The organism is Mesorhizobium sp. M0938 (assembly GCF_040319125.1).
In the GTDB taxonomy this organism is placed as follows: domain Bacteria; phylum Pseudomonadota; class Alphaproteobacteria; order Rhizobiales; family Rhizobiaceae; genus Mesorhizobium; species Mesorhizobium robiniae.
This window is the reverse complement of the sequence record NZ_JAMYNS010000004.1, coordinates 353,810-372,737: the sequence shown is the minus strand read 5'-3', so window position 1 is coordinate 372,737 and position 18,928 is coordinate 353,810. Positions and strand designations below refer to the sequence as shown.

24 protein-coding genes and 1 tRNA gene are annotated in these 18,928 nt (G+C 61.9%); 14 read left to right on the top strand and 11 right to left on the bottom strand.

What is annotated here, in order from left to right; genetic code table 11:
* Positions 1–197: 197 nt before the first annotated feature.
* The 3 genes from NKH73_RS09490 to NKH73_RS09480 form a co-directional block, all read right to left on the bottom strand.
* Positions 198–437 (bottom strand): DUF2188 domain-containing protein, encoded by a 240-nt coding sequence (locus tag NKH73_RS09490; protein WP_065008174.1) that lies wholly within the window; start codon positions 435–437, stop codon positions 198–200.
* A 30-nt stretch (positions 438–467) separates the two neighbouring features.
* The gene (locus NKH73_RS09485; protein ID WP_352930585.1) at positions 468–761 is read right to left on the bottom strand and encodes a DUF982 domain-containing protein; all 294 of its coding nucleotides are present in this window, start codon (positions 759–761) and stop codon (positions 468–470) included.
* Between the two features lie 97 nt (positions 762–858).
* Positions 859–1,962 (bottom strand): NADH:flavin oxidoreductase/NADH oxidase, encoded by a 1,104-nt coding sequence (locus NKH73_RS09480; RefSeq protein ID WP_352930583.1) that lies wholly within the window; start codon positions 1,960–1,962, stop codon positions 859–861.
* Positions 1,963–2,164: 202 nt separating this feature from the next.
* Here NKH73_RS09480 and NKH73_RS09475 point away from each other — a divergent pair, with 202 nt between their 5' ends.
* Together NKH73_RS09475 and NKH73_RS09470 are read left to right on the top strand one after the other, a co-directional pair.
* The gene (locus NKH73_RS09475) at positions 2,165–2,743 is read left to right on the top strand and encodes an NUDIX domain-containing protein (protein WP_352930581.1); all 579 of its coding nucleotides are present in this window, start codon (positions 2,165–2,167) and stop codon (positions 2,741–2,743) included.
* A 262-nt stretch (positions 2,744–3,005) separates the two neighbouring features.
* Entirely contained in the window at positions 3,006–3,284 is a 279-nt protein-coding gene (locus NKH73_RS09470; RefSeq protein ID WP_352930579.1) for a hypothetical protein, read from the top strand.
* A gap of 123 nt (positions 3,285–3,407) precedes the next feature.
* Here the strand turns inward: NKH73_RS09470 and NKH73_RS09465 are convergent.
* Positions 3,408–3,493, bottom strand: a tRNA-Leu gene (locus NKH73_RS09465).
* A gap of 506 nt (positions 3,494–3,999) precedes the next feature.
* Here NKH73_RS09465 and NKH73_RS09460 point away from each other — a divergent pair.
* Both NKH73_RS09460 and ade read left to right on the top strand, forming a co-directional pair.
* Positions 4,000–4,179 carry a hypothetical protein gene (locus NKH73_RS09460; protein WP_352930577.1) on the top strand — a complete coding sequence of 60 codons (180 nt, stop codon included), beginning with the start codon at positions 4,000–4,002 and terminating at the stop codon, positions 4,177–4,179.
* Between the two features lie 410 nt (positions 4,180–4,589).
* A complete protein-coding gene (ade, locus tag NKH73_RS09455; RefSeq protein ID WP_352930575.1) occupies positions 4,590–6,401 on the top strand; it encodes an adenine deaminase in 1,812 nt (603 codons plus the stop codon).
* Between the two features lie 26 nt (positions 6,402–6,427).
* On the opposite strand, the gene NKH73_RS09450 is transcribed toward ade, so the two are convergent.
* Positions 6,428–7,591 carry an alpha/beta hydrolase gene (locus NKH73_RS09450; protein WP_352930573.1) on the bottom strand — a complete coding sequence of 388 codons (1,164 nt, stop codon included), beginning with the start codon at positions 7,589–7,591 and terminating at the stop codon, positions 6,428–6,430.
* Between the two features lie 152 nt (positions 7,592–7,743).
* Positions 7,744–8,811: an alpha/beta hydrolase gene (locus NKH73_RS09445; protein WP_352930571.1), complete on the bottom strand. Its 1,068-nt coding sequence runs from the start codon at positions 8,809–8,811 to the stop codon at positions 7,744–7,746.
* 335 nt (positions 8,812–9,146) lie between these two features.
* On the opposite strand from NKH73_RS09445, the gene ilvA reads away from it, so the two are divergent.
* Together ilvA and NKH73_RS09435 are read left to right on the top strand one after the other, a co-directional pair.
* Complete coding sequence (gene ilvA / locus NKH73_RS09440; RefSeq protein WP_352930569.1) at positions 9,147–10,403, top strand: threonine ammonia-lyase IlvA; 1,257 nt, start codon at positions 9,147–9,149, stop codon at positions 10,401–10,403.
* A 24-nt stretch (positions 10,404–10,427) separates the two neighbouring features.
* Positions 10,428–10,982 (top strand): DUF1697 domain-containing protein, encoded by a 555-nt coding sequence (locus NKH73_RS09435; RefSeq protein WP_352930567.1) that lies wholly within the window; start codon positions 10,428–10,430, stop codon positions 10,980–10,982.
* Between the two features lie 23 nt (positions 10,983–11,005).
* Here the strand turns inward: NKH73_RS09435 and NKH73_RS09430 are convergent, their stop codons facing one another.
* Together NKH73_RS09430 and gloA are read right to left on the bottom strand one after the other, a co-directional pair.
* Positions 11,006–11,299, bottom strand: coding sequence for a DUF2218 domain-containing protein (locus tag NKH73_RS09430; RefSeq protein WP_352930565.1), 294 nt, complete (start codon positions 11,297–11,299; stop codon positions 11,006–11,008).
* Between the two features lie 29 nt (positions 11,300–11,328).
* Positions 11,329–11,769 carry a lactoylglutathione lyase gene (gene gloA / locus NKH73_RS09425; protein WP_352930563.1) on the bottom strand — a complete coding sequence of 147 codons (441 nt, stop codon included), beginning with the start codon at positions 11,767–11,769 and terminating at the stop codon, positions 11,329–11,331.
* Between the two features lie 218 nt (positions 11,770–11,987).
* Here gloA and NKH73_RS09420 point away from each other — a divergent pair, with 218 nt between their 5' ends.
* From NKH73_RS09420 to NKH73_RS09405, 4 genes are all read left to right on the top strand, one after another.
* Complete coding sequence (locus NKH73_RS09420) at positions 11,988–12,581, top strand: cold-shock protein (protein ID WP_473635089.1); 594 nt, start codon at positions 11,988–11,990, stop codon at positions 12,579–12,581.
* Between the two features lie 103 nt (positions 12,582–12,684).
* Positions 12,685–13,209, top strand: coding sequence for a DUF192 domain-containing protein (locus NKH73_RS09415; protein ID WP_352930559.1), 525 nt, complete (start codon positions 12,685–12,687; stop codon positions 13,207–13,209).
* Between the two features lie 16 nt (positions 13,210–13,225).
* On the top strand, positions 13,226–13,993 hold the full coding sequence (locus NKH73_RS09410; RefSeq protein ID WP_352930557.1) for an alpha/beta fold hydrolase: 768 nt from the start codon (positions 13,226–13,228) through the stop codon (positions 13,991–13,993).
* 79 nt (positions 13,994–14,072) lie between these two features.
* Positions 14,073–14,573, top strand: a complete 501-nt coding sequence (locus NKH73_RS09405) for a GNAT family N-acetyltransferase (protein ID WP_352930555.1) — start codon at positions 14,073–14,075, stop codon at positions 14,571–14,573.
* Positions 14,574–14,579: 6 nt separating this feature from the next.
* Here NKH73_RS09405 and NKH73_RS09400 read toward each other — a convergent pair whose 3' ends face one another.
* On the bottom strand, positions 14,580–15,179 hold the full coding sequence (locus NKH73_RS09400) for an HD domain-containing protein (RefSeq protein WP_352930553.1): 600 nt from the start codon (positions 15,177–15,179) through the stop codon (positions 14,580–14,582).
* A 145-nt stretch (positions 15,180–15,324) separates the two neighbouring features.
* Between NKH73_RS09400 and cysE the strand changes: the two genes are divergently transcribed.
* Positions 15,325–16,173 (top strand): serine O-acetyltransferase, encoded by an 849-nt coding sequence (gene cysE, locus NKH73_RS09395; protein ID WP_095489508.1) that lies wholly within the window; start codon positions 15,325–15,327, stop codon positions 16,171–16,173.
* A 145-nt stretch (positions 16,174–16,318) separates the two neighbouring features.
* Entirely contained in the window at positions 16,319–16,522 is a 204-nt protein-coding gene (locus NKH73_RS09390; RefSeq protein WP_013531334.1) for a DUF3126 family protein, read from the top strand.
* A gap of 345 nt (positions 16,523–16,867) precedes the next feature.
* On the opposite strand, the gene NKH73_RS09385 is transcribed toward NKH73_RS09390, so the two are convergent.
* Positions 16,868–17,599 (bottom strand): hypothetical protein, encoded by a 732-nt coding sequence (locus NKH73_RS09385; RefSeq protein ID WP_352930550.1) that lies wholly within the window; start codon positions 17,597–17,599, stop codon positions 16,868–16,870.
* A gap of 135 nt (positions 17,600–17,734) precedes the next feature.
* Here NKH73_RS09385 and NKH73_RS09380 point away from each other — a divergent pair, with 135 nt between their 5' ends.
* Both NKH73_RS09380 and NKH73_RS09375 read left to right on the top strand, forming a co-directional pair.
* Positions 17,735–18,073, top strand: coding sequence for a DUF6949 family protein (locus tag NKH73_RS09380; protein ID WP_352930548.1), 339 nt, complete (start codon positions 17,735–17,737; stop codon positions 18,071–18,073).
* Positions 18,074–18,097: 24 nt separating this feature from the next.
* Entirely contained in the window at positions 18,098–18,625 is a 528-nt protein-coding gene (locus tag NKH73_RS09375) for a gamma carbonic anhydrase family protein (protein WP_352930546.1), read from the top strand.
* 39 nt (positions 18,626–18,664) lie between these two features.
* Here the strand turns inward: NKH73_RS09375 and NKH73_RS09370 are convergent, their stop codons facing one another.
* Positions 18,665–18,889, bottom strand: a complete 225-nt coding sequence (locus tag NKH73_RS09370) for a YjiS-like domain-containing protein (RefSeq protein WP_352930545.1) — start codon at positions 18,887–18,889, stop codon at positions 18,665–18,667.
* Positions 18,890–18,928 lie beyond the last annotated feature (39 nt).

The following is an 18,928-nucleotide window of genomic DNA, read 5'->3' as shown; positions in this document are numbered from 1 at the left end:
GCGATGCTGAAACGGTAGCGCTACCAAGCCTGCCTGTAAAGCGACTGTCTGGCAAGCGCTCGCCTTCGTCGCTCCTGACCGTCAGCGTTCCCAGCGGGACTGAAATTCGGCATATCAGGGATCATAGCAAGAGAATGGCTTGCCAAGCCCCAGCGCTTAAACCGGAGGTGCTACAAGCCGTCAGCAACGACACCAGTCTAATCGGAAACTTCGGTTTGCGGCCGGTCCCGGCCATCGGCAAGCTCGTCGTGCCATTTGCCGTCGGCGTCCTCATATTGGATGCCGTCGGTGGTGCCGGCGACCTGCTGTTCGGCCGAAGCGATCTCGGCGGCGCGCAGCGCATCCTCGTGGGTAGGGAACGTTTCCGAAAATGTCGAGCCGACCTTGTAGGCCCAGCCCCCGTCATGCTCGACGATCTTGTAGGTCAGCTTCGCCATGAAGTCCTCCGGTTCAAAAGCCCCGTCTGCTCAATGCAGTCTGTCTTCGGGCAGCCTGCCGTCGGGCAATTTCTCTTCTGGAACCAGCACGTCCGATTCCTTCGCGGCTTCGACCAATGCCCGGCGCGCGTCCGCTGTCGAACGATAACCTTCCAGCACTTTTAGGCAAGTGTCGAGAGCATCGCGATGCCGAGGACCGCGATTGAGCGGCCATACCGTCATCAGACACTCGGCCGCTTCCTGGGTGCTGCGGATTTCACGGTATTTGCCGACATGGCCGAGTTCGACCACGACCGGCTTTTCAAAAGGCTTGTTGTCGATCATCGCCGCCAACGCGGAGCGGCCGATTTGGTTGCAACACTTACGCTGATCCCGGCGTAAGGTCGTAAGCGCTGCCGTTCAGCCAGTGGAAGCTGGCCGGTCAGCCCGCCGCCTTCATCCAGTGCTGCATCGTCGTCACCGAGCGGGCAAGCTGCGGCGCCGGGTGGATACTCTCGCCGAAGGTGGCCGCGGCGCGCCAGCCCCAGCGCGGGTCGGCGAGGAAGGCGCGGGCCAGGGCCACCATGTCGGCACGGCCCTCGGCAATGATCGCCTCGGCCTGCTTCGGGTCGTCGATCAGGCCGACCGCCCGCGTCGGGATGCCGGCGCCTTTGCGCACGGCTTCCGCCAGATGCACCTGGTAGCCTGGACCTGTCGGCAGCTTCTGCAACGGCGAATTACCGCCGCTCGAGCAGCAGAGATAGGCGACGCCCTCCGCCTTCAGCGCCTTGGTCACTTCGATCGCATCCTCGACGTCGAAGCCGCCATCGACCCATTCCTTGACCGACAGACGCGCTCCGAGCATCAGCTTGGGAACGGCCTTTCTCACCGCCTTGGCGATCTCGACGACAAAACGCATGCGGTTCTCCAGCGAACCGCCCCAGCGGTCGGTGCGCTGGTTGGAAAGCGGCGACAGGAACTGAAAGATCAGATAGCCGTGCGCTGCGTGCAATTCGATGAAGTCGAAGCCGGCCCGTTCGGCCCGTCTTGCCGCCTCGGCGAAACGTTCGATGATCTGCAGGATCTCCTCGTCCTCCAGCGCGCACGGCACCTGCCAGCCCGTATCGTAAGCGATTGCCGAGGCAGACACGATCGGCCACGGGTCCTGATCGGCCTCCAGCGGTCCGCCGCCTTCCCAAGGTTTCTGGTTGGAGGCCTTGCGGCCGGCATGGGCAAGCTGCGTGCCGAATTTGGTGCCTGGAGCGGCGACGCGCTTTGCGGCATCCAGCGCGCGCCGGGCGGCTGCTTCGTTGTCTTCGGAATAAAGGCCGAGGCAGCCATGCGAGATGCGGCCGCGCCGCTCGACGTCGGTCATCTCGACGGTGACCATGCCGGCACCCGACATCGCCAGGTTCATCCAGTGGTAAAGGTGCCAGTCGCTGGCCGAACCGTCATCTGCGGAATACTGGCACATCGGCGCGATCGCGATGCGGTTGGGAAAGGTGAGGCCGTCAAGCGTGATCGGCTGGAAAAGCGATATGGTCATCAGAAAACTCCGGGAGGGGTTGTCGCTATTTAGGCAATGGATTGCGCCGGCGCCATACACGAGGCGGTGAAGCGCGCCTCTGGACCAATTGTTGTCGGGATTGCGCAGAGGCCATGCGCAAGATCAAAGTGCTACAGCGTCCTTGCGCGCCCTAGGGGACGCGTGGCGCTGTAGTCCTCGCGCCGGCAGCACGGAGTTGACCATGGAAGACCGCATTCGTATCCGTTCGGAGGAAGTCCTTTCCGACGACTGGGCCATCCTGAAAAAGACCGTCCTCGATTATCGCCGGCGCGACGGGCAATGGGAGACGCAGATCCGCCAGACCTACGATCGCGGCGACGGGGCGGTGATCCTGCCTTACGACCCCGAGCGCTCGACGGTTCTGCTCGTGCGGCAGTTCCGCTACCCAGCTTACGTCACCGGCCACCGCGAGCCGCTGATCGAGGCCTGTGCCGGCCTGCTCGATGAACACGATCCGGAAACCTGCATCCGCAAGGAGGCGGAAGAGGAGCTCGGCTACCGGCTGAAGGACGTCGAACGGCTGTTTGCGCCCTATATGAGCCCGGGCAGCGTGACCGAGCGGCTTTGGTTCTTCGTCGCGCGCTATTCGCCGGCCGACCGCATCTCCGACGGCGGCGGCGCGCCGTCGGAAGGCGAGGACATCGAGGTTCTGGAAATGCCGCTCGATGAGGCTTTGGCCGGCATTGCCGACGGCCGCATCGTCGACGCCAAGACGATCATCCTGATCCAGCATCTGAAGCTGAACCCGATCCAGGCCTGAGCCTGTGCATGGGCCAGGACTTCGCGAGAGCGCGCGCCAGCAGGCCGGCCGGCTGAAACGCGTTGGCACGAAGGGGTTTCTCCTGGTCTTGAATGTTGCTCTGCTGGTCTGTTACCGGCGCCTGAGCCAAAATGGTGCGGACGGCAATCGAACTCGTAGGATCAGAGAGACTGATTTTAGGTCCGTTGAGGCCCTTGCGCATTGCTGATAGGCTGACGTGGCGGCAGCAGGGGAAAGAAAAAAGAGAAAAAGGGGAAAGTCCATGATCAACCGCAGTTCGTTCGCTCGCGCAGTCGCCGTTTGCGGCATGCTGGCGCTCTCGTCAGTGGCCGGCAACGGCTTGGACGGCGTCTCGGGCTTCCGCTTCGTCGGCGCTGCGGAGGCAAAGACAATCGTCATCCAGAGGACAACCATCTACATCAACACTCTGCCCAAAGGATGTGTAAAGACCACCTACAGCGGCGGCATCGTCGTCTGGAAATGCGGTACGAAATATTACCAGCCCTACAACAACCGCTACGTGCTCGTTTACATCAAGTAAGGGCGCAGGCCTCCGGGGAGACGCTTTACAGCAGCCGGTGCTTGCGACACATCGCGCGCCGGTCGCCGCAACAGGGGCGTTCCCCAGAGGTTCTCCATTGCTTGGAAGTGCCGCAGCTTGGAGTGGTGCGGACGACGGGACTCGAACCCGTACGATCAGAGATCGAGGGATTTTAAGTCCCTTGCGTCTACCAATTCCGCCACGTCCGCAGGCAGTCCTTTTCAGACGCCAGCCAAAGGCCGTCAAGCCATCTTCTGCCATCGCTGAGATATGGAACAAAAAACCGCTTTGCTGGCCGTCGTTGGCGGGACTCAGCACCCTGACCGAACCGACAGCGTAGCTGCCGCCGCCCAGCCAGCGGCAATCCGCTCGCCTGCGTGGGCCAGTCACCCACTGAAATTCAACAAGATCGCTGGAACCATTTGGTGGCGGCTGAGTTTCGGGCTGAAGTACTGGAACCCCGAACATGGCAGAGTTTGACACAGGACAAGGGAAGTCTGTTGCCAAAGCCGTACGGCAATTGATCCGTTCCGAAGACAATCGCCGGCATTTGCACAACGTACTAAATCTGGCTGTCGACCGGCGATTGCCCGGCGCTCTTGCCGCGTTGCTCGAGGCGCTTGATCAGACCGGACGGGACCCATTTCCGCAATGCCGGAGCCCAAACGAGCGATAATTGGGCAAACGCGCTAAACCTCTCATAGCTCATGGCTCCATGGCTCAACGCTACGACATCGAGAAGACACCTGAAGGCACCTGGGACATCATAGATGTGTTCACTGGCCTGCCGGTTGTCGAGGTGGGCATTCCCTTGATCGACATGCCGATCGAAGAGGCCGACGATCTGGTCGACCTTCTCAACTGCCGCGACAGGCAGCAGCGGGAGGATAGCTGACGCCGCTTCCCAGGTCGAGGTCTGTCGCGAAGCGCATCCCCCGTTCGGACGATGCGTTCGGGCGTTCAGCTCTGGTAGAAAGCACCTAACGTCGATTCAAGGATCAGCCAACGAGAGGAAGCTGATTTGCCGTAACCGGAATCGCATTTCCGGCTGGTGCAATAGCCATGGACGGCGCCGAAAACAAAAAACCCGCCTCAGGCGGGCGGGTGTTTGGCGCAAATCAGCACCATGTCCGAATTACTAGCATAACTGCCGTCAAAGAGCAATGGATCGCGCGCTCGAATCGCGACACGAGCCTCGAGTTTCGCAAACGAGACGCGAAATGCCGAAGAGCGCTCAAGCAATCCGCTGATCTCGCTGGTCAAAATCCCCGCGGCTTGGCACAGTCGAGAAAACAGGAATCTCCCATGGCCAAGACCGCGAATGCAACGAAACCCAAACCTTGGACCGAGGTGGCGACGCATCTGGTCGACGTGGCGATGGGCAGGAAACCCGCCGATCTCGTCATCCGCAACGGGCGATGGGTCAACGTTCATTCCGGCGAGATCATCGCCGGCACCGATATCGCCATCGCCGGCGGCCGCTTCGCCTATTGCGGGCCGAATGCCGGCCACGCCATCGGGCAGGGCACCAAGGTGGTCGATGCCGGCGGGCGCTATCTGGTGCCGGGCCTTTGCGACGCGCATATGCACGTCGAGAGCGGCATGGTGACGGTGACGGAGTTCTGCCGCGCCGTCATCCCGCACGGCACCACCTCGATGTTCATCGACCCGCACGAGATCGCCAACGTGCTCGGCCTGCCGGGCGTGCGGCTGATGCATGACGAGGCCGTCGCCATGCCGATCAACGTGCTTGTGCAGATGCCATCCTGCGTGCCCTCCGCGCCGGGGCTGGAGCATGCCGGCGCCGAGCTGACGGTCGCCGACGTTGCCGAGGCGATGAGCTGGGAGAACATTATCGGGCTCGGTGAAGTGATGAATTTTCCCGGCGTCGCGGCAAACGATCCGGTGATGTCAGGCGAGATCGCCGCGACGGCGAGGGCGGGCAAGACCGTCGGCGGCCACTACGCCTCGCGCGATCTCGGCCTGCCGTTCCACGGCTATGTCGCCGGCGGCCCCGAGGACGATCACGAAGGCACGCGTGCCGAGGATGCCATCGCCCGCGTCCGCCAGGGCATGAAGGCGATGCTCAGGCTAGGCTCGGCCTGGTATGACGTCGCCGCGCAGATCAAGGCGGTGACGGAGAGCGGGCTCGATCCGCGCAATTTCATCTTGTGCACCGACGACAGTCATTCCGGCACACTTGTCCATGAAGGCCATATGGACAGGGTGGTCCGGCACGCCATCAGCCAGGGATTGAAGCCGGTGACGGCTATCCAGATGGCGACGCTCAACACCGCCCAGCACTTCAAGCTGGAGCGCGAGATTGGTTCGATCGCGCCGGGACGGCTCGCTGATCTGCTGATCGTTTCCGATCTGGCCGCGATGACCATCGACGAGGTCTATGGTCGCGGCGTCAGGCTGGCCAAGGGCGGCAAGCTCGAAATCGACATTCCAGCCTATGACTATCCGAAGACGGCGAAGAACACCGTCAAGCTCGGCAAGAAGCTCAAGGCAGGGGATTTCGACATCGTGGCGCCCACGGGCGCCAACGAGGTCAGGGTGCGGGTCATCGGCGTGATCGAAAACCAGGCGCCGACGCGCGCGCTCGAGGCCGATCTACCGGTGGAAGACGGGCTGATCGGCATGGACCGCCGCAACGACGTCTGCCAGATCGCGCTGGTCGAGCGTCACCGAGGCACCGGCGGCGTCACCAACGCCTTCGTCTCCGGCTTCGGCTATATGGCCGACTGCGCCATGGCCTCCAGCGTGGCGCATGATGCGCACCACATCATCGTCGTCGGCACCTCCAAGCAGGACATGGCACTGGCGGTCAACCGGCTGGGCGAGGTCGGCGGTGGTGTCGTGCTGTTTTCAAATAGCAAGGAACTGGCGCTGGTCGAAATGCCGATCGCCGGGCTCATGTCGGACGAGCGCGCCGAAATCGTCGCCGCCAAGGCCGACAAGCTGACCGAGGCGATGCGCGAGATGGGCTGTTCGCTGAACAACGCCTACATGCAGCACTCGCTGCTGGCGCTGGTCGTCATCCCGGAACTGAGGATTTCCGATGTCGGCCTGATCGACGTGACGACCTTCCAGAAGGTTGATTTGTTTGTCTGACATCGACCAAGGGCGAGCCGCGCCGCTCACCCGCCGGTGGCGATGGTCAGCACCCTGAACGGGGTGGTGATGACGATCTCGGCAACGGAGCCGACGGCCTTGCCGATGCCTTGGCCGAGATTGTCGATCTGGGCCGGGGCGGTCTCTTCGGACGCCAGACCGGCCGGGGCGCGCAGCCGGTCGCCGAGTAACTGCACCAGGATCGGATTGTCGGCGAATTTGGCGTGGTTCAGCCGGTCACCGCCTTTCGTCTTGGTCAGGTCGACCACCGAGACACCATAGCTGGCGAGGTCGGCCGCATCGCCATAGTCGCCGACGCGCGGCTTGTCACCGGAGATCAGGGAGGAGAGCCTGAGGGCGCGATCGTCGCCCGAAAGCAGTATGGCGAACGGCTTGTCGGGCTTGCCGTAGCGGATCATCTGCTTTTTGAACACGTCGACATCGATATCGGGCGAGGCAAGGATGACATAGCCAAGCTTGTCGCCGAGATCGCGGTCGCCGGTGATGGCAAGTTGGCGCAGCGCCTCCATCGTCACCCATGTGCCCATCGAGTGGGCGATGATGTCGATGCTCTTGACCTTCGTCTTGGCCAGCATGCGCAGCGTCTGTTCGAGATCGTCGCGCGCGGCGTTGGCGCTTTCCTTGTCGTAGATGTAGCCCGTGGTCTTGCCGCTCGATGCCCATGAGAACAGCACCGGCGTGCCGGGATACTTCGTGTCGTGCGCGATTTGCGTCAGCCGGTACACGCCGTCGTCGAAACCGTTGTTGAAGCCGTGCACGAAAACCAGCGCGCGGTTGCCGCGCATGGCGATGTCGGCGCCGACCGCTTTGGCGAATTGCGGGGCGTCTTCGTAGAAGGCGACATTCGTCGCGGTGAAATCCTTCGCTGGATTGCTGTTCGCGGACCCTTTGACGCGCTCGATTGCACCGAGCTGATGGATCTTCGGAACCGTCACCCCGACCCGGGCAAAGCTGGTGGTCAGCGAGCGATTGCCATCGAACACCTGCCGTGGGTCTTTCGTCGCTTTCTCGCGTGTGGTGGCGACGAAGATCTCATGCGTGGCCGCGATGTCGGAGGCAGGCACCGTCACAGTCGTCACGTTGAGAAGGTCGTGTGTCTTCCGGCCGGCGCAGCCCGTAACAGCGAGCGCAAACGCCACGACGAGAAAAATCTTCGAACGCACGATCACGCAGGCTCCCGCGAGGGGGACGTCGACCCTGTGACGTCGCTCGCTATTTCGATAAAGCCAGAGGCCGACCTGGTCCAGTTGAAAGTGATCCGATGGTGCCGCAATCGTGAACATGCACGACGAAAGCCTCCGGAACTGACCGTCGAACGCACCTACTGTCCGAGCAGGTGAATTCGATCGGTCACCTCACGGTCGCTGGCAAATCCGTCATCCTCGCGCAGCCGCTGACCGATCATCTTCACCAGTTCGGGGTTATCGGCGAACTTGGTGTGGTTGAAGCGATCCGATCCCTTGACGCTGGAGAGATCGACGACGCTCACGCCATAGTCGGCGAGGTCGGCCGCGTCCGTGTAGTCGCCGACGCGCGGCCGCGAGCCGGCGATCAGGCCGGAGAGCCGCAGCGCCCGGTCGTCGTCGGACAGGAGCAGGATGAAGGGCTTGTTCGGCTTGCCGTAGCGGCGCATCTGGCTCTTGAACACGTCGACATCGATGTCGGGCGAGGCCAGCACCACGTCGCCGAGTTTGCCGCCGAGATCGCGGTCGCCGTTGATGGCGAGCTGGCGCAGCGCTTCCATGGTGACCCAGGTTCCCAGCGAATGGGCGACGATGTCGATGCGGCGCGCGCCGGTCTGGGCAAGCATCCTCAGCGTCACTTCCAGTTGGTCGCGGGCAGCACTGGCGCTCTCCCTGTCGTAGACATAGTCCCTGGTCTTGGCGCCCGACGCCCAGGAAAACAGCACCGGTGTGCCGGGATAACCGGAATCATGGGCGATCTGGGTGACGCGGTAGACCGCGGCGTCGAAGCCGGTGTTGTAGCCATGGACGAAGACCATGACGCGGCCGCCGCGCGCTGCGATGTCGGCGCTGAGCGCGCTGGAGAATTGCGGCGCGGTGTCGTAGCCGACGACCTCGGACGCCATGAAGTATTTGGCCGGGTCGTTCGACTTGCCGCGCGAGCGCCGCTCGATCCGGCCCGTTTCGTGGCTTCCCGGCACGGTGACGTTGACGCGGGCATAGTTCAGCGTGGCCGAGCGTTCGCGGTCGAAGACCTTGCTGGGGTCGTCGGAGCGCTTGCGCGTCGTGGCGATGAAGATCGAGTGGTTGCCGGCAATTTCCGTCACCGGCGCGGAAACAATGGCGCTGCCGAGCAGTTCCTCGGTTTGCCGGCCGCCGCAACCGGCGACAAACAAGGCAAGCGCAATGATACAAATCTTCTTCAACTCTGAAATTCCACTCCGGCCGAAAGGCCTATCCAACCTCCGCGAACCCTCCCGGACAGTCGAAGTGCGGCAGAAGTAAGTCATGTCCAGCCGAATTGCGCTCAGCGTCTGGCGACGGCTATCGCACTGTTGCGCGAAAGCCAGAACGGCGGCAGGCATGAGGGGCGGCGCCGACATCGAAAATTGGTCATTCCAACATCAGTTGGAGGCTTCTTTGTCTGAACGATTGCCCTGATCAAACGCACGCGCCGTGTGCTAGGTTTGTGACCATCGCGTCGCGGCAAGCCAATGCGCGCTGCGTTCCCAGACGACATGCGATTCGGGGTGATCTTGCCATGAATAGTTTTTCCTCCCGCGTCGCTGCCGCCGCTGCCGCGATCCGCCAGATTTTCCCGGAGACGCCGCTGCAGGAAAACGACTATTTGTCGAAGAAGACGGGAGCGCGGGTTCTGCTGAAACGCGAGGACCTGTCGCCGGTGCGCTCCTACAAGATCAGGGGCGCCTTCAACTTCTTCCGCAAGGCGCTCGACGCCGGCAACGATGCCGAGCTGTTCGTCTGCGCTTCCGCCGGCAATCATGCGCAGGGCTTTGCCTTCGTCTGCCGTCATTTCGGCAGAAAGGGCGTGGTGTTCATGCCGGTGACGACGCCACAGCAGAAGATCGACAAGACGCGGCTGTTCGGTGGCGAGTTCGTCGAGATCAGGCTGGTCGGCGACTTTTTCGACGACTGCTACCGCGCCGCCTTCGAATTCACCGAAAGCGCCGGCGCGCATATGGTGCCGCCGTTCGATCATAAGGAGATCATCGAAGGGCAGGCGACCGTCGCCTACGAGATATCAGGCCAGATGCCGGGCGCCCGCATGCCGGACATTGTCATGCTGCCGGTCGGCGGCGGTGGCCTGGCCGCTGGCGTCACGCATTATTTCGCCGACCAGCAACGCGATATGCGCTTCGTTTTCTGCGAGCCGGCCGGCGCGCCGAGCCTGCGCGAGAGCCTTGCCACCGGCAAGCGCATCAAGCTCGCCAAGGTCGACAATTTCGTCGATGGCGCGGCGGTGGCCGAGATTGGCCGCGAACCGTTGCGGCATCTCAGGGCGTTTGCCGCTGAGGCCGTGCGGCTGATCCCGGAAAACCGGCTTTGCGCGACGATGATCGAGATGCTGAATGTCGAAGGCGTGGTGCTGGAACCGGCCGGCGCGTTGGCGATCGACGCGCTCAAGGACTTTTCGAAGAAGGAAATCAGAGGCAAGACCATCGTGGCGGTGGTTTCGGGCGGCAATTTCGATTTCGAGCGGCTGCCGGATGTGAAGGAAAGGGCGCTGCGTTTCGAGGGGCTGAAGAAGTACTTCATCATCCGTTTTCCGCAGCGGCCCGGTGCGCTGCGCGACTTCCTCGAATTGCTGGGACCCGACGACGACATCGCCCGCTTCGAATATCTGAAGAAATCGGCGCGCAATTTCGGCTCGGTGCTGATCGGCATCGAAACCAAGGACCGCCGCAATTTCGAGCTGCTCAACGCGAACTTCGAGGCCGAGGGCGTCCAATATCAGGACATCACCGACAATGAGACGCTGGCCGGGTTCATCATATGAGCGCCCGACTATGAGTGATCAAATATGAATGCCCGGGCGAAAACCTTCGTCGCGCTATTTTCCGGCATCAATGTCGGCGGCAAACGCATCGTCAAGATGGCCGAACTCCGGTCGTTCTACGAGGAGCTCGGCTTTCGCGATGTCGCCACCTATGTGCAGAGCGGCAACGTCGTGTTCCGCTCGGCAAAGGGTGATGCGGCTACGCTGACCAGACAGCTGGAAGCGGCCTTCGAGAAGAAATGGGGGTTTTATTCGCGCATCATGGTGCGCGATCTCGGTTGGCTCGAGCGGCTGGCGGCTGAAAACCCTTATCCGGAGATCGCCGGAGAGCCGACCAAGCTTCACGCCTATGCGCTGGAGCGCACGCCGACACCTGAGGAGACGGCCCGTCTTTCGGAGAAATGCACCGGTCCTGAAAGCTTCGAGATCAAGGGCGACGTGCTTTACCTGCATGCACCGGAAGGTCTCGGCAAATCGGTGTTTGCCACCCTCATCCCGCGCACGCTGAAAGTGCCCGGCACCGCGCGCAACTGGCGCACGGTGCTGGCGCTGCTGGAGATGGCCGGCCAAGGCGGCTGAACGAGGCGGCTGAAGGAGGCCGTCTACGCTGCCGGCGCCCGCTTCCAGTCGAACGTCAGCTCTTCGCGGAAAGCGAAGCGTTTGATGTGGTCGGCGACGACCGTTTCCAGGCGCTCCAGCGAGCCGGCTTCGTCGGCGCTTACCGCGATGTGGAGCGCTGCCGCATCGGCGTCCAGAACCGTACGGCCGAGTGAGAGGTCGATCGTCCCGTGGTTCGGGTCGAACTCGACGGGAAACTTGTGCGCCCAGTGCTTGCAGAGCTGCTGCAGATAGCGGCTCGCATGTTCGGTGGCGACATCGACATGGCTGGTTGGCATGAATGGATTCTTCCCGATAATGTGATTGGCTACCAGCCTCCGGTATTCGGCATCGAGGCCCAAGGCTCGGCCTTGGCCTTTGCAGGGCCTTTTTGCAAAAGCTCGATCGAGATGCCGTCCGGCGATTTGACGAAGGCCATGTTGCCGTCGCGCGGCGGCCGGTTGATGGTGACGCCCTTGTCCATCAGCTGCTGGCAGGTAGCGTAGATGTCATCGACCTCATAGGCGAGGTGGCCGAAATTGCGGCCGCCCTTGTAGTCTTCAGGATCCCAATTGTAGGTAAGCTCGATCAGCGGCGCCTTGTCGGCGATGCCGCTTTGCTCGTCTTCAGAAGCGGCGAGGAAAATCAGCGTGAAGCGCCCCTGTTCGTTTTCGTGGCGGCGCACTTCCTTGAGGCCAAGCTTGTTGCAGTAGAAATCGAGCGACGCACCGATGTCGGCGACACGGACCATGGTGTGGAGGTAGCGCATGTGATTTCCTCGAAATGTTGCGGTGAGCGGCGGAACATAAGGGCCACCCGGCCAAAGGGCAATTGCCGATAGCCAGTGGCGCCGGCAAACGACAAATCCGGTATTCCTGCAATCAACCGTGAAAAAAGGCACGTCAGGTCTTGCACAGACCGGAAGCGGCAGTGTTAATCTAACGTCAAGAATCAGTTGCGGTATTCTTGGAAAAAGGGGGCGTTCTTATGGGGGAAAAGGCCTCTTTCATGGGGCGGGACGGAATCGGTAACGCCTTGCGAAGGGACGAGAGCGACGACGCGGCCGATCTTGTCGAGATTGCCGGCGCCATCAAATGGTTCGACGTGGCCAAGGGTTACGGTTTCATTCTTCCCGATGACGGCGCTTCCGGCGATATTCTCCTCCATGTGACGTGTCTTCGAAAGGACGGTTTCCAAACCGCATTGGAAGGCGCGCGCGTCGTCTGTCTCGTCAAGCACGGTGAGCGTGGATTGCAGGCGTTCCGTGTGCTCTCCATGGATCTCACCACAGCGGTCCATCCGGCGGAGATGCAGGAGCAGCGCACCCATGTCTCGGTGACACCGGAAAGCGGACTGGAGCGGGCGCTGGTGAAATGGTTCAACCGCACCAAAGGGTTCGGTTTCCTGACCCGGGGCGAGGGCACCGAGGACATCTTCGTCCACATGGAGACGCTGCGCCGCTACGGCATTACCGAGCTCAGGCCTGGGCAGGTCGTGCTCGTCCGCTTCGGACGTGGCGACAAAGGCCTTATGGCTGCCGAAATTCACCCGGATATGGGTACCTTGCCGGCCTCGCACTAAGGTCGCATCAGGATGCGACCCTTGTGCTTTTGCTTGACCATGATCTTTTCCGACCTACGGTTCGGGATCATGGTCTAGGACGATTTCCGGCCGAGGATTTTGGATGACTCACAGGAACTGGCTGACAACGGGCGTAGTCTGCGCTGCGATTGCCTTTATCGTCGCCACGGGCGCTTTCTTCCATTCGCAGCAACCGGCTTCGGCAGACAGCCGGGCGATGGTGCTTGCCGTCGACCCGCAGCCGCTGGTCGCGGTGACGAAAGGCGGCGAACGCTCCTTCTCAATCGAAATCGCCGACACCTCCGCCGAGCGCGAGGCCGGCCTGATGTTTCGCGAGGAGATGGCCGACGATCATGGCATGCTGTTCGTGTTCGAGGAGGCTCGGGAGGTGAGTTTCTGGATGAGAAACACGCCGATGCCGCTCGACCTGATCTTTGTCGGTCAGGACGGCAAGATACGGGCGATCAAGCAAGGCGAGCCGCAATCCGAGGCGATGATCTCGCCCGGCGAGCCGGTTCGCTTCGTGCTCGAACTTAAGGCGGGCACCGCCGCCAGGAGCGGCATCGAGGACGGCGATCTGTTGCGTCACCCGGCAATCGGCACTGCGCCCAACGCCAATGCCAACTGACCGGGACCAGCCTCCGGTGCAGTTTTTCTCCCATGACGGTTTCGACCTCGCCTTCCTCGATCGCCAGCCGGCATCGGGGCAGGGCGATCCGGTGCTCATGATCCACGGCTTTGCCTCGAGCCATTACGTCAACTGGGTGTCGCCCGGCTGGTTCAAGACCTTGAACGATGCAGGCTACCGCGCCATCGCCTTCGACAATCGCGGCCATGGCGCCTCGTCGAAAAGTTATGACGAGGCCGCCTATACGCCGGACCGGATGGCGTCCGACGCTGCGGCCCTGCTCGGCCATCTCGGCATCGAACGCGCCCATGTCATGGGCTATTCGATGGGCGCGCGGGTATCGGCGTTCCTGGCGCTTTCCGATCCGGACAAGGTAGCGACACTGGTGTTCGGCGGCCTTGGTATCGGCCTTGTCGATGGCGTCGGAGATTGGGATCCGATCGCCGATGCGCTGCTGGCCGAGGACCCGAGCACGATCAGCCATGCCCGCGGCCGATCGTTTCGCGCCTTCGCCGACCAGACCCGAAGCGACCGGCGGGCGCTTGCCGTCTGCATCGTCGGTTCGCGGGCGTCAATGAGCGAGGGCGATGTCGCGCGCATTGCGCAACCGACCTTGATTGCCGTCGGAACCAAGGACGACATCGCCGGCTCGCCCGACGAACTGGCCGTCTTGATGCCGAACGCTAGGGCATTTCACATCGACGGCCGCGACCACATGCTGGCCGTCGGCGACAAGACCTTCAAGCAGCGGGTGCTGGAGTTCTATGCCGAAAATCCGCTTTGAACGAGTGGCCGCCGCGCATGATCCGGCGCTGATCTAGCCAGGCCGCAAGTCTCAGTTCTCAAACCTTGCGCGAGTTGCCATGGTCGACCTTCTCGTCACCTATCTGGAGATGACGGAGCCGCCGTCCAGCGACGCTTGTCCCACCCCGGTATTACACGCGACGGTTACGCGCGAAACGCTTGGCATCGCCGATTACATCAGCCTCTACCGCGCCGTTGGCCAGTCTGTGCAATGGGACCAGCGGCTGCGCATGTCTTCAAGCGAGCTCGAAGATCTTCTCGCCAGCCCGTCGACGCATATTCACGTCTTGCGCGTCGATGGCGAGGCCGCCGGCCTGTGTGAATTCACAGGCGTTGGCCAACCGGTTGTCGAACTGACCAATTTTGGCCTGATTCCCGCTTTCCAGAGCCGTAGGCTTGGACCCTACTTGCTTGACCAATCGCTACGCGCCGTCTGGTCGCATGGGCCCGAAAAACTCTGGCTGCACACCGACACCCACGACCATCCCAGCGCGCAATCGGTCTACAGGCGTGCCGGCTTCAAGGTCTATGCGCAACGCATGGAGACGTTTCCGGACTAGAACCTGTCATGCCTCTAACGCTTCGATCGACCGCGCCACGTTTTGCCTGGCTTGGGGTTCGAACCGATGCCGGAATTCTTCGGTGTGAAAAATATGCGGGCGGGCGAGAAAACTCTTCAGAACAGCACTGCGGCCGGCACGCCACATAGGCTCCTCCACCCAGCCATATTCGCGGCGAACCGCCTGTTCATAGGCATCGAAAGCGTCAGGCGCCGCACCCAGGATCGCCAGGTCCATGTCGAGAAACAGCGCTGCGTCGCGCACGGCATTGTCGTCGCTAAAGTGTGGCAATTCATGCGTGGCGGTGGCGATGATCATCGCCATGATGCGGCCGAGGCGCTCCGTATCCGTGCGGCCGGCGAGCTTTTTCTCGGCAAGGGCGGCACTCTTGGTCTCGTTGTCCTTGGCCCGGCTGTCATAGATGGCATCGTGGAACCATATCGCCGCCTCGACTGCTTCGGGATCTTGCAGCGATGCCCGATAGTCGTCGGCCAGCGCCAGCATCGCCTCGATATGGGCAAGGCTGTGATAGTGGCGGCCGTCGGCCCGATAGAGCACGGAAAGCTCGTGCTTCAGCGGTTCGTCGATCAAGGGTTCGTTTTCCATGGCCGCTTGAATTTCCGTGAACCAAATCCATTTGACAAAGCACTAAGGAAAATTGAGTTCAATCGTGCTATAATTTTGCTTATATGTGCGGCCGGAGAATAGGCAAGCCGCCAAGCCGGAGACGGTAGATGGCCGGAGACCATAGATGAACAGCGTTACGATTGCCCGCCCCACCATGGTGAAGCCGATCGACCCGATCTGGCGCTCGATCCGCGACGAAGCGATGGAGGCGGTCAACCGCGATCCGCTGCTGGCGGCGTTCCTCTATTCGACCATCCTCAACCAGGAAAGCCTGGAGGAAGCGGTCATCCATCGGCTGGCCGAGCGGCTGGCCCATCAGGATATCGGTTCCGATCTCATCCGCCAGACATTCAAGGCGATGGCAGCCGACGACAAGGACTGGGCGTCGACGGTGCGCGTCGACATCCAGGCCTATTATGATCGCGATCCGGCCTGCGACCGCTTCATCATGCCGGTGCTCTATTTCAAGGGTTTTCATGCCATCCAGACCCACCGGCTGGCGCATTGGCTGTGGAACCAGGGCCGCCAGGACTTCGCGCTCTACCTGCAGAGCCGGTCGTCCTCGGTGTTCCAGACCGACATCAACCCGGCCGCCCGCATCGGCAAAGGCATCTTCCTCGACCACGCCACCGGCCTCGTCGTCGGCCAGACGGCGGTGATCGAGGATGACGTGTCGATCCTGCACGGCGTGACGCTGGGCGGCACCGGCAAGGCCGGCGGCGATCGCCATCCCAAGATCCGCTACGGCGTGCTGATCGGCGCCGGCGCCAAGATCCTCGGCAATATCGAGGTCGGCCATTGCTCAAAGATCGCGGCAGGTTCGGTGGTGCTGTCGCCGGTGCCGCACAACAAAACGGTTGCCGGCGTGCCGGCCCGCGTTGTCGGCGAGACCGGCTGCGACCAGCCTTCGCGGCAGATGGACCAGCTTTTGCCTTCGCAGACGATGGACCACGTCGTCAGTTTCGATATCTGAGGCCAAGGCGCTCGGACGTACGGCTGAATTCCGGTTGTATGCGCCGGGTGGCGTCTGGTTCTCTCGCCGGCTTGCCTTTACATCGCCATTGTCGACGTGCCAGAAGCGCGTTCAAACGAGCAAGACCGACGATCGGAGAAGACTTTTGAAGCCGGACGAAATCAGAAAGCTGGACGCCTATTTCAAGCGCGTCTTCCAGAACCCCAAGCTTGAAGTGAAGGCACGGCCGCGCAAGGACGATTCGGCCGAGGTCTATGTCGGCGACGAATTCCTCGGCATCGTCTTCAAGGACGAGGACGACGGCGACTATAATTTCTCGATGGCCATCCTCGATATCGATCTGGCCTGAGCCGGGGGTTTGCGGCTGGCGGCAGGTCGCCATGCATTCGTCATCCTAGGGCGAAGCGAACGCGAAGCGGAGCGCAGACCCTAGGATCCTGTGTGTTGTTCCGGTGCTATAGTTGAAGTGGGAAGGAGACCGAGAGGATCCTGGTCCTCCTTTCGAGGACAGGCCGTGGCACTGCATATTTTGCATCGCTTCGGCGCTCGAAAGTCACGGGATGGATCCTCGGGTCTTCGCGGTCCGCTTCGCTCCCACTCCGCCCGAGGATGACGAACGAGAGGCTTTTCCCCAATTTCCGCCGTTTGCGATTGGCCCCAAAGCGAGTCGTATAATCCCTTCAGACACAACGCGTTAGCGCCCTGTCTTCAGCATGCGCGCAGCCTCGCTGGCGATGGCTGCGTCGAGCGTCTGCCAGTCCATCAGAAATTCCTTGGGAAAACGGTAGGTGAGGCTGAGCTTGTCGCCGACCAGGATGTCGCGTTCGCAGGGCGCCAGCGATTGCGCAGCACTCGGCCCGCTCAGGCAGCGGGCCACGAACGGGTCCTTGCCCCGGCGATTGCCGACCGCCAGCACCTCATTGAGATAGCCTGATTTTTCGGTGAAGCCGTAGAGCGTCGTGTCGCCTGGGCCTGATGTGCCGGGTTGGGCGATCAGTGCGCTGTAGATCGGCGCGAAGCGGCCGCTCATGTCGCGCGACATTATCTGCCGTTCGAGCGAGAGGAAGATGATGTTCTTGCGAAGTCCGGTGTTGTTGAAATCGTCGCGGGCGGCCTCGCTGTAGCCGTCCATCTCGGGATAGCGCAGATAGAGGTCGAGGCGCGAGGCGATGCCGTCGCGCCGGGCCTGGTCGAAGCGTATGAGATTAGCCGGCGCGGCGATGACATTGTTGCCGATCACGACCTCGTAAATCGTCCTGTCGTCGGTATACCCGGCCATGGCGATCGAGCGGCCGAACCATTTGCCGCCAAGGCTGATCGCCACCGAAAGCACTGCCAGCGCCGCGAACACGTAGAACACCCGCTTCATAAGCTTGGAATCGACGACGGTGAGTTGCGGACCGTTGGCGGTGGCTGCCTGCTTCATCGCGATCCCCAGTATCGGCCGCCTGTCCCAAGGTGTCTTCTTGAGTGTCCTTGAGCGGCACATGTGGCGCGGCACGGCTCTTGCAACGCGCCTGTCGACACGACTGTGCGGTTTCATGGTAAATGGAAGGTAAAGATGGGTCCGGTCGAACACACACTCTTCGCTTTTATGGTTGGGCTGACGGCGTGCGGCCTGGTCGGATCGGCAATGGAGCTGATATCAGGCCGCAAGCTTGCCTTTGCCGAACCCTATGTTTCGCCAAGGCATATGCTGCGCTCGTTGGCCGCGACGGCATGCGCCGGGCCCTTGATGTTCGCCAACGAGGCCCTTGACGCTTGGCGGCGGGGGCGCATTTCGGCACCGGCGCTGATCTCTTGCGGTTGCACCGCGACGCTCTGGGCCTTGGCACTGGGCGTCGTGCTGATCGACATTGCGTCCAGGGCGGGCATGCTCCTAGGCTCTGCGAACGTTTAGTGTGAGACGATTCGGGAGACGAAAATGCCGCTCTATGCGATCGACGGAAAGGCACCGGGTTTCGAGGACGCGGATAGCAATTGGATCGCGCCCGACGCCACTCTGATCGGCGATATCCAGGTCGGCCGCAACGCCGGCTTCTGGTTTGGCGTCGTCATACGTGGCGACAACGAGCCTATTTTCGTCGGCGCCGACACCAATGTGCAGGAACACACGGTCATGCACACGGATGTCGGTTTTCCGCTGACCATCGGGCAAGGCTGCACGATCGGCCATCGGGCCTTGCTGCATGGCTGCACGGTCGGCGACAACAGCCTGATCGGCATGGGCGCGATCGTGCTGAACGGCGCGAAGATCGGCAAGAATTCGCTGGTCGGCGCCGGCGCCCTGGTCACGGAAGGCAAGGAATTTCCTGACAATTCGCTGATCATCGGCTCGCCCGCGCGTTTGATGCGTGCGCTGGACGATGCCGCGGTCGCCGGGTTGCGCGCTTCGGCCGCGCACTACGTCGCCAACGGCAAACGCTTCAAGGCGGGGCTGAAGAAGGCATAGCGGTCGGTCGTGGATATGCTGCGCAGTGGTGCGCTGAATTTACCGCATCGACATCAACTTCGTGATCAGACCTGCCTTGATGTTGAGCACGGGTCGATGGGCCTCCGGATGACCGATGTCGTTCAGTTGATCGGGCGTCAATTCGGCTAGTGCCCTGCGTCTTGCGACGCTCCGCCACCAATCCCTTAAGGCGGCGATTGCTACACTTTTCAGGCCGGATACAAACAATTGTCTTTTCGACGCGCGAGTTTCAGTGTGAGCCATTTTTAGTCTCCCATTTCGAGATTTGCGGATGGGAGCGTG

Bases quoted from the DNA above. Each gene is read 5' to 3' on its own strand.
- NKH73_RS09490 (WP_065008174.1), bottom strand. From the start codon at position 437: ATGGCGAAGCTGACCTACAAGATCGTCGAGCATGACGGGGGCTGGGCC.
- NKH73_RS09485 (WP_352930585.1), bottom strand. From the start codon at position 761: ATGATCGACAACAAGCCTTTTGAAAAGCCGGTCGTGGTCGAACTCGGC.
- NKH73_RS09480 (WP_352930583.1), bottom strand. From the start codon at position 1,962: ATGACCATATCGCTTTTCCAGCCGATCACGCTTGACGGCCTCACCTTT.
- NKH73_RS09475 (WP_352930581.1), top strand. From the start codon at position 2,165: ATGGAAGACCGCATTCGTATCCGTTCGGAGGAAGTCCTTTCCGACGAC.
- NKH73_RS09470 (WP_352930579.1), top strand. From the start codon at position 3,006: ATGATCAACCGCAGTTCGTTCGCTCGCGCAGTCGCCGTTTGCGGCATG.
- NKH73_RS09460 (WP_352930577.1), top strand. From the start codon at position 4,000: ATGGCTCAACGCTACGACATCGAGAAGACACCTGAAGGCACCTGGGAC.
- ade (WP_352930575.1), top strand. From the start codon at position 4,590: ATGGCCAAGACCGCGAATGCAACGAAACCCAAACCTTGGACCGAGGTG.
- ilvA (WP_352930569.1), top strand. From the start codon at position 9,147: ATGAATAGTTTTTCCTCCCGCGTCGCTGCCGCCGCTGCCGCGATCCGC.
- NKH73_RS09435 (WP_352930567.1), top strand. From the start codon at position 10,428: ATGAATGCCCGGGCGAAAACCTTCGTCGCGCTATTTTCCGGCATCAAT.
- NKH73_RS09430 (WP_352930565.1), bottom strand. From the start codon at position 11,299: ATGCCAACCAGCCATGTCGATGTCGCCACCGAACATGCGAGCCGCTAT.
- gloA (WP_352930563.1), bottom strand. From the start codon at position 11,769: ATGCGCTACCTCCACACCATGGTCCGTGTCGCCGACATCGGTGCGTCG.
- NKH73_RS09420 (WP_473635089.1), top strand. From the start codon at position 11,988: ATGGGGGAAAAGGCCTCTTTCATGGGGCGGGACGGAATCGGTAACGCC.
- NKH73_RS09415 (WP_352930559.1), top strand. From the start codon at position 12,685: ATGACTCACAGGAACTGGCTGACAACGGGCGTAGTCTGCGCTGCGATT.
- NKH73_RS09405 (WP_352930555.1), top strand. From the start codon at position 14,073: ATGGTCGACCTTCTCGTCACCTATCTGGAGATGACGGAGCCGCCGTCC.
- NKH73_RS09400 (WP_352930553.1), bottom strand. From the start codon at position 15,179: ATGGAAAACGAACCCTTGATCGACGAACCGCTGAAGCACGAGCTTTCC.
- cysE (WP_095489508.1), top strand. From the start codon at position 15,325: ATGAACAGCGTTACGATTGCCCGCCCCACCATGGTGAAGCCGATCGAC.
- NKH73_RS09385 (WP_352930550.1), bottom strand. From the start codon at position 17,599: ATGAAGCAGGCAGCCACCGCCAACGGTCCGCAACTCACCGTCGTCGAT.
- NKH73_RS09380 (WP_352930548.1), top strand. From the start codon at position 17,735: ATGGGTCCGGTCGAACACACACTCTTCGCTTTTATGGTTGGGCTGACG.
- NKH73_RS09375 (WP_352930546.1), top strand. From the start codon at position 18,098: ATGCCGCTCTATGCGATCGACGGAAAGGCACCGGGTTTCGAGGACGCG.
- NKH73_RS09370 (WP_352930545.1), bottom strand. From the start codon at position 18,889: ATGGCTCACACTGAAACTCGCGCGTCGAAAAGACAATTGTTTGTATCC.